The organism is Bradyrhizobium sp. (assembly GCF_017881085.1).
Classification (GTDB): domain Bacteria; phylum Pseudomonadota; class Alphaproteobacteria; order Rhizobiales; family Xanthobacteraceae; genus Bradyrhizobium.
In genome coordinates this window covers 1-7,666 of sequence record NZ_JADGRI010000269.1, presented here as the reverse complement: position 1 = coordinate 7,666, position 7,666 = coordinate 1, and the positions used below count along the sequence as shown (strand labels likewise).

4 protein-coding genes and 2 pseudogenes are annotated in these 7,666 nt (G+C 58.1%); 2 read left to right on the top strand and 4 right to left on the bottom strand.

The window, feature by feature from the left end; all coding sequences use genetic code 11:
- From QZ213_RS21435 to QZ213_RS21425, 3 genes and pseudogenes are all read right to left on the bottom strand, one after another.
- Nucleotides 1-1,017: acetyl-CoA C-acetyltransferase (locus QZ213_RS21435; protein WP_291688095.1), on the bottom strand; the 1,017-nt coding region annotated here is incomplete at its 3' end.
- Between the two features lie 60 nt (nt 1,018-1,077).
- The gene (gene phaC, locus QZ213_RS21430) at nt 1,078-2,817 is read right to left on the bottom strand and encodes a class I poly(R)-hydroxyalkanoic acid synthase (protein WP_291688094.1); all 1,740 of its coding nucleotides are present in this window, start codon (nt 2,815-2,817) and stop codon (nt 1,078-1,080) included.
- A gap of 137 nt (nt 2,818-2,954) precedes the next feature.
- Nucleotides 2,955-3,282, bottom strand: a pseudogene (locus QZ213_RS21425) (FAD-binding protein); the annotation flags it as partial.
- Nucleotides 3,283-3,715: 433 nt separating this feature from the next.
- Here QZ213_RS21425 and QZ213_RS21420 point away from each other — a divergent pair.
- Together QZ213_RS21420 and QZ213_RS21415 are read left to right on the top strand one after the other, a co-directional pair.
- Nucleotides 3,716-4,966, top strand: a complete 1,251-nt coding sequence (locus tag QZ213_RS21420) for an MFS transporter (protein WP_291688096.1) — start codon at nt 3,716-3,718, stop codon at nt 4,964-4,966.
- 216 nt (nt 4,967-5,182) lie between these two features.
- Nucleotides 5,183-6,907, top strand: a complete 1,725-nt coding sequence (locus QZ213_RS21415) for an NAD-dependent malic enzyme (protein WP_291688093.1) — start codon at nt 5,183-5,185, stop codon at nt 6,905-6,907.
- Between the two features lie 162 nt (nt 6,908-7,069).
- On the opposite strand, the pseudogene QZ213_RS21410 reads toward QZ213_RS21415, so the two are convergent.
- A pseudogene (locus QZ213_RS21410) lies at nt 7,070-7,510 on the bottom strand (alpha/beta fold hydrolase); the annotation flags it as partial.
- Nucleotides 7,511-7,666: the final 156 nt, after the last annotated feature.

Here is a 7,666-nt window from a genome sequence, read left to right as displayed (position 1 = left end):
GACGTTGACCTTGGAGGTATCCCAGCCGAGGTCCTTGTTGACCGCGCAGGCCTGCGCCGCGAAGGCTTCATTGGCCTCGATCAGGTCGAGATCGCCGATGTTCCAGCCGGCCTTCTTCAGCGCGGCGCGCGAGGCCGGGATCGGCCCGGTGCCCATGATCTTGGGATCGACGCCGGCCTGGCCCCACGACACGATGCGCCCCAGCACCTTCCTGCCTTCCTTGGCGGCCTGCTTGGCGGTCATCAGCACCACCGCGGCGGCACCGTCATTGATGCCCGAGGCTGAGCCGGCGGTCACGGTGCCGTCCTTCTCGAAGGCCGGTCTGAGTTTGGCCATCGCATCGAGGGTTGCGCCGTGGCGTGGATATTCGTCGGTATCGACGATGATGTCGCCCTTGCGGGACTTGATGGTGACCGGGACGATCTCGTCCTTGAACTTGCCGGCCTTCTGCGCGGCCTCGGCCTTGTTCTGCGAGGCGACCGCGAACTCGTCCTGCTGCGAACGCGTGATCTGGTACTGCCGGGCGACGTTTTCGGCGGTGTTGCCCATGTGGTAGCCGTTGAAGGCGTCCCACAACCCGTCCTTGATCATGGTGTCGACGAGCTCAAAGTTGCCCATCTTGACGCCGCCGCGCAGATATTGGGCGTGCGGGGCCATGCTCATGGATTCCTGGCCGCCGGCGACGACGATCTCGGAATCGCCGTTGAGCAGCGCCTGGTAGCCCAGCGCCACCGTGCGCAGGCCGGAGCCGCATAGTTGATTGACGCCCCAGGCCGGGCTTTCCACCGGGATGCCGGCGGCGATCGAGGCCTGACGGGCCGGATTCTGGCCCTGCGCCGCAGTCAGGGTCTGGCCCATGATCACCTCGGAAACGCGGCCCGGCTCGATGCCTGCCCGCTCCAGCGCAGCCTTGATCGCGACGGCGCCGAGATCGTGGGCCGGCGTGGTGGCGAACGCACCGTTGAAACTTCCGACCGGGGTCCGGGCGGCGCTGACGATGACGACATCATTTGGCATGGTAATTTCCTTGGCTCGAGGTTGGTGATGGGCGCAAAACGGTTGTCCTGTCCCTTTCGCTCAATTTGTTTTCTCTTTGACGTACCGACCGGGGGCAGGCTCGAGTGGACTAAATCTGGCGTTACCCTGTCGATCCGGCGCAGGGATCGTTCCGCCGGAATGGCGTCTCATCCAGCGATCCCAATCCGGCCACCAGCTTCCGGGTTTCTCCCCGGCGGCGTCAAACCAGCTCTGCGGATCGGACCCCAGATCGTCGTTGAGCCAGTGGCTACGTTTATTTCGAGCCGGAGGGTTGATGACCCCTGCGACGTGTCCGCTCGCAGCGAGGACGAACCGCGCCTCCCCGCCGATCAGATCCTTCGAGCGAAACGCCGATTTCCAGGGCACAATGTGATCCTCGCGGGATGCGAGGAGATAGACCGGCACTTCAATCTTCGACAGATCGACCGGCACGCCGCACTGCGTGGTCTTTCCGGGGTCCTTGATGTTGTTTTCGAGATAGGTGTTGCGCGTGTACCAGCAGTACATCGGGCCCGGCAGGCTGACACTGTCTGAATCCCAATACAATAAGTCGAAAGCGTCGGGCGTTGCGCCCTTGAGGTAGTTGTCGACGACATAACGCCAGATCAAATCGTTGGCGCGGAGCGTTCCGAAAGTGAACGCCAGTTCCTTGCCCGGCAGAATGCCGCCCTTCCCTATCGTCGCTTCCCGCAGGGCCACGGACGCCTCGTCGATCAGGAGACCAATTTCTCCGGTGTCGGAGAAATCCAGCATGGTTGTCAGCAGCGTGATCGTTGCGAGCTTTTGCTGCTGCCGTGCAGCCAGAATGGCTGCGGCACAGCTCAGGATCGTACCGCCGACGCAAAATCCGAGCGCGTGGGCCCGCTCCGCTCCGGCAATGTCGAGAACCACGTCGAGCGCCCTGAGCGGCCCTTTCTCCAGATAATCGTCCCACGTCAAATGCCCGATCTCCGGTACCGCGCTGCGCCATGAGATCAGGAATACTTGATGGCCCTGCGCGACGGCGTATTCGACGAACGAGTTCCCGGCGCCAAGGTCAAGCAGATAATACTTATTGATGCAGGGCGGCACGATCAATAGCGGGGTCTTTTCGACTTCACTCGTTTGAGGCGCGTATTGTATCAGCTGGATCAGTTCGTTCTCGAAGACCACTGACCCCAGGGTTATCGCGAGGTTGCGTCCGACCTCGAAGGCCGACTCATCGACGCGGGTGATCCGCCCCTTCTGGAGGTCTTCGATCAGATTCTTCATCCCCTCTGTCAGACTCGCAGCACGGGTCTCGATTGCCGTTCTGATCACTTCTGGATTCGTGGCCGGAAAATTCGACGGGGACATCGCATCGATAAATTGCTTGGCATAAAATCGAAGCTGCATTTTCGTCTGATCATCAACTTGCGCCCGGTCCACGAATTCGTGCAACTGCCGCGAGCCCAGCAGATACGACTGCTTGAGAAGGTCGTAATAAGGCAGTTCATGCCATACTTCATCCTTGAAGCGCTTGTCTCCCCGAGCTAGCGCGACGTCCGAATGCGCTCCGCCGGCAAAGGTCTGCAAAAACATGCCGTTCCACAATCGCCATATCAGCTTTAAATATTCGCGCTGGAGATCGGCGACAACCGCAAAGGGCGACAGCGGATGCCCCGAGGGAAGCGATGCCTTTTTGCTTAGGCCCGCCGCCGACGCCAGGGTATCGTCAAATCGTTTCATCGCATCCTGGCCAGCGTGCATAAGGCTTTCCAGATACCCCTTTGGGCCGGCAAACGGTGGGACGTCGGTCATTTGGTGATCCTCCCGCCTATTTCCTCTTCGGCATGTACAAATCGGTAATCGTTCCTTCGAACGCTTCCGCTGCCATGCCAATCGTTTCAGACAGCGTAGGGTGCGGATGGATCGTGAGACCGATGTCAGCGGGCCGCATGTTCCAGTTCGAGGACGGTGGGGACGGCCTGCCGGCACATATATTCGATGGCATCTTGGTCGCAGAGCCAATCAGACCCTTTGACCGTATCGTACCATATGCCATTGCCAACTGTCTTCGCCGAGATTGCCGAGACTGGCTGCAATGCCGCCCTGGGCTGCAACCGTATGACTGCGTGTAGGAAACACTTTTGTAATGCAAGCCGTCGTCAAGTCTGCCTCGACGGTGCCCTGAGTGGCGCGCAAACCGGCACCGCCGGCACCGACGACGACGACATCAAACGTATGGTCGATGAATCTGTATGCCTCAGCGCGTGTCGAATTCATCTTGTTCCTTGATCCGCTAGGATTGGATGCCAATCTTCAATACGGCGCAGACGCCAGAGACGAACAGGAAGCTTCATCCGCAATGTTTCATTGAATTCATTGCATAGCTAGACCCGATCTTAACGCTAGGCTTAATGCGACAATGACGACTGTATAGAATTGCTCACACTAAGTAGCGAACGGCCGCGCCGCAACAAGAGACAAACGTTCTGAACGCGCTAGGTGGTGTCCTGGACAACTTGAATACAAAACGGCCTCAGGAGGTTACGTACTTTCTGCGCTGAGTTCATCCATCTCTCGCCGAAGAGAGCAATTTTGCTCAGACTTCAGAAGCGCCCCTGTGTAGTCTGTCAAAAACCTTAGTTGGACATATTCAATGTCCACCGGCGACATCTTGGGAGGGCGTTTGTTATGCGCCGTGAAAGAAGCGGAAATGCCTGATCCACTCTCGGGATTGTCGAGCACACAACGAAAAGTCGTGTTGGCTTGCTATCTCGGTTGGACACTGGACGCGTTCGATTTCTTTCTTTTGGTCTTTGTGCTCAAAGACATTGCCGCCGAATTTAACACCGATATCGGGGACGTCACCATTGCCATCCTGCTTACTTTGGCGATGCGGCCGCTCGGCGCCTTCCTGTTCGGGCGCGCAGCTGATCGTTACGGTCGTCGGCCGACGCTCATGGTCAACGTCGTGCTCTATTCTCTTCTCGAATTCGCGTCCGGGTTCGCACCGAGCCTTACCGCGCTGATCGTGTTGCGCGCCCTCTATGGTATCGCCATGGGCGGCGAGTGGGGAGTGGGCGCTTCGCTCGCCATGGAGACAATTCCGGCCCGGTCGCGTGGCTTCGTGTCAGGGCTTTTGCAGGCAGGCTATCCGAGCGGATACCTCATTGCGTCGGTTGTCTACGCAACCCTGTTCTCGGTAATCGGTTGGCGCGGCATGTTCATGATCGGGGTGCTCCCTGCGCTTCTTGTTCTCTATATTCGCCGCGCCGTCCCGGAATCACCGAACTGGCAGCGCACCGAATCGTCCGAAGGCGGGACGCTCACCGTCTTGCGTTCGCATTGGAAACTCGGTCTCTATGCTGTGCTGTTGATGACGGCTTTTAACTTCTACAGCCATGGCACGCAGGATCTCTATCCGACATTCCTTCAGGTCCAGCACCATCTCTCGCCGCACGTCGTTGGTACTATCGCGGTGATCTACAATGTCGGCGCGATCCTTGGTGGGATTTTTTTTGGCATGTTGTCGCAGCGCATCGGACGACGGCGCGCCATTGTCATTGCTGCCCTGCTTTCGCTGCCGATCGTACCGCTGTGGGCTTACTCGACAACGCCGATACTCCTGGCGGTCGGCGCATTCCTGATGCAGTTCATGGTGCAGGGCGCCTGGGGGGTTATACCGGTACATCTTAACGAGCTCTCTCCCGACGCGGCGCGGGGCACCTTCCCCGGTTTCGTCTATCAACTCGGCAACCTACTCGCCTCTGCAAACGCCACGATACAGGCAGCGATCGCGGTTCACTACGGCAACGATTACGCGCTTGCGCTGACGCTTGTCGTTGTGATTGTCGCAATCATCATCGCGGCTATGACCGGATTCGGCGTTGAGGCCAAGGATGTGGCCTTCGGCCGGGGCCGGCTCCGGGCCGCCGCCCCGCCTCCCGAGAAGTGCGCGGCTTGATACTGCTGGGCACTTTACCCGATGTCAGGTCGGACCATGCTAGTGCGCGCGGATTGTTTCTTTGACGAGCCGGCGCACTTGGTGATCTCTGATTGGAGCACCTGACAAAGTCGGAAGAGCTCAGCCGCCGCCGCAGCGTCTCTTTCTCGTTCGTGGTGGTCTCTGGTCATGGCACGCGTCTATGTCGTCTAACTCACTTGTGAGGAAGGTTCTCAATTGCAGCAATTCTCAGAACACCCCACTGTCGCCGAGCTTACGACTGTCACGACGTCTCTCTCCGGCTACCACCTTCTCGCTGATCCCCTCCTGAACAAGGGTACAGCCTTCACCGAGGCTGAGCGGGACATGTTTGATCTCCATGGTCTGTTGCCGCCAAACATCGGCGTGCTCGACGAGCAACTCTCGCGTCGTCTCCAAGCGCTTCGCAACTTCAAGACGGATCTTGAGCGTTATTCATTCCTGCGAGGGCTGCAGGACACCAACGAGACACTGTTCTTTGCGCTCCTGGTGAAGAATATTGAGGAACTGTTGCCGATTGTCTACACACCGACAATCGGCGCCGGATGCCAGCAATTCAGCCGCCTGTTCCGAAAACCGCGCGGCTTATTTCTGAGTCTTCCGCACAAAAGGACGCTCAAGAAGATTTTGGCCAATCCGCATTTCGACCGGGTCGAGGCGATCGTCGTGACGGACGGCGAGCGTATCCTTGGACTTGGCGATCAGGGCGCTGGCGGCATGGGCATCCCGCTGGGCAAGCTCGCACTCTACACCGCCTGCGGAGGAATTCATCCAGCGACGACGCTGCCAATTATGCTTGATGTTGGCACCGACAATCCCGAATGCCTCGCCGATCCGCTCTATGTCGGCTGGCGCCACGAGCGCGTGCGCGGCGCCGAATACGACGACTTCGTCGAGACATTCGTGAGCGCCGTTGCCGAACGTTGGCCGCACGTTCTGCTGCAATGGGAGGACTTCGCCAAAAGCAACGCGACCCGCTTACTCAATCACTACCGCGACCGCCTTTGCACTTTCAATGATGATATACAGGGGACGGCGGCAGTGGCGACTGGCACGCTCTTGTCAGCAATCAATGTTACCAAGGTGCCGCTCACGGAGCAGCGTGTCGTAGTGTTCGGCGCAGGTTCGGCCGGCTGCGGCATCGCCACCCTTCTTCTGAAGGCTATGACAGATGCCGGACTCCAGCAGCGCGATGCTGCAGAGCGCATTTTCATGGTGGATCGCAACGGACTGCTCGTTGAAGGTATGGGTGACATCGCCTCCTATCAGAAACCTTTTGTGCAGAACAAATCGGTCGCCGGAGCTTGGAAATTAGAATTAGATCACCCGGACAAGGTCGCGCTCCTGGATGTGGTGCGGAACGCAAGACCCAGCGTGCTGATCGGAGTCTCGGGCCAGACTGGCGCCTTCTCTGAACCCGTGGTGCGCGCCATGGCGGAACACAATGAACGGCCGATCATCTTCCCACTGTCGAACCCAACCTCCCGGGCTGAAGCGACCCCGGAGGATTTGGAGAATTGGACTGATGGTCGGGCGGTCATTGGCACCGGCAGTCCGTTTCCGCCGCTCACGCGCGGGGGAACCAAATTCAGGGTCGATCTGACCAACAATTCCTATATATTTCCCGGGGTGGGTTTGGGCGTAATTGCAGTCAAGGCCCGGCGCGTCACAGACTCGATGTTCATGGCAGCAGCCACAGCACTGGCTGCTGTGTCTCCGGCCCGAGCGAATCCCAATGGCAACTTGCTGCCACCAGTGACATCGCTTCGTGATGTGTCGGCCGCAGTCGCGACGGCGGTTGCTCAGCAGGCCCACAATGAGGACCTCACTGAGGGCATCAATGCCGACGAGATCGAAGGTTTGATCCGCGCCCACATCTGGGCCCCGCGTTATCTGCCTTATCGACGGGTCAACAAGCCGTAAGCATTGCCGGCTCTCGATGTTGCGACAACTCCCGTACAAATACTCTTTTCGATAATCTGCTGTTGGTGACGTCAGACCCAGCGAAAACGTAGGCTGGGGGCAATTCGCGACGCAGGTTCAAGGGTAACGTATAGGACCTTCGGGTCAAACTGCTGACAACAATCAAGGACCCATCGCTTGGGGATCGGCTACAACTGGCCTGTTGGCTTCTTCCCGCCCGAGCCCTCTTGCGGTGTCGTCGTTCAGGAATTTGTCGAGGGTGGTCTCGATGCCTTCCTTGACGCTATCGGGGCCCCGGTCGCTCATATCGGTATGTTGAGCGCCTGTTTTAACTATATCAATCCCAGCCTCCTTCGCGAGCGTGTCGCTCGGGAGAACACCAGGATCCGTCTTATAATTCGGATCCTTTGAACGAAACGACAGGATTTTCAGCCTGCCATCTGTCACGAATGGTACGCGCAAGTTATCGAGCGTGACGACTTTCTTCACTAGTTCTGGATGCTGCTGGGCGAAGAACATTGATATATCTCCACCATTTGAATGCCCGACGAGCGTTATGTGGCTGTATTCAGCGTTTGGCTGAATCTTCTTAAGCTCGCTCATTGCGTGACGGAAACGTCAACGGCAACTTTGAGTGGGTAGTAATGAAGGGCTGAGGCAAATAAGAGCATGGAACATCGGCTTTGTTCGAAAAGAGATCTGTCAGATTATTCACAGAAGGTTTATAATTAAAGTCATCAAAGTAAGAAAGAAGCTCTT